This is a genomic window from Stenotrophomonas geniculata ATCC 19374 = JCM 13324 (assembly GCF_001431625.1).
Lineage (GTDB): Bacteria > Pseudomonadota > Gammaproteobacteria > Xanthomonadales > Xanthomonadaceae > Stenotrophomonas > Stenotrophomonas geniculata.
Map to the genome: position 1 here is coordinate 1 of NZ_LLXT01000075.1, position 629 is coordinate 629.

1 protein-coding gene is annotated in these 629 nt (G+C 61.4%); it reads right to left on the reverse strand.

Going from position 1 to position 629, the window contains the following annotated elements:
- Positions 1 to 252 (reverse strand): hypothetical protein (locus ARC63_RS04090; RefSeq protein ID WP_139042383.1); only part of this gene is annotated, 252 nt, incomplete at its 3' end.
- Between the last annotated feature and the right edge of the window lie 377 nt (positions 253 to 629).

Sequence of the window (629 nt, forward strand, 5' to 3'; positions counted from 1 at the left end):
GCCATGGTGCTGCCTGTTGATTGGCAGTCGCACCTGATCCTGCCAGTCATTGTTGCGCAGAGTGAAGATGAGATTCCTGTATCGATCCGGAAGCCATTCGTTATAGCCGTTGCTGCTTGGGGTCAGAAGGCCCTGTCCCGAAACGGTGCCAGCGCCAGGCGCCGGGCCGGGGCTGAGTGGCACGCCAAAGTCCTGGGCGAGGCAGGTACTGGCGGGCAACAGCATGGCCAGGGTGACGGTGAGATTCTTCATCGTGTCTCTCTCATTGGGAGTTGCCCCTTTGCGTGCGATTCCATCGAGCGTTCCGCTCGTGCGGGTTCCTGTCTGGTGCGCGCATCGGGTCCCCGATCATCAGAACGCGTGGCGACGACGCCTATCGGACGATGTAGAGATGTATGCCCTGATCGCTGGAATGCGGTTGCGATCACATTCCATCTGCGGCTCGCAACGTTGATCGGAATCCGATCTGCGCAGGTACGTAGCAGATGAACGTGCCGGGTTCGATTGCGGCCCCGTGGTTGCACCCATGGAGCGTCCGGGTATGCTTTGCCGAAATCCACCGGACCCACGCCTGATGAGCGACACCCCCCGCATCGCTTTCCTGGCCAGCACCGCCGAGCCCACGAGAC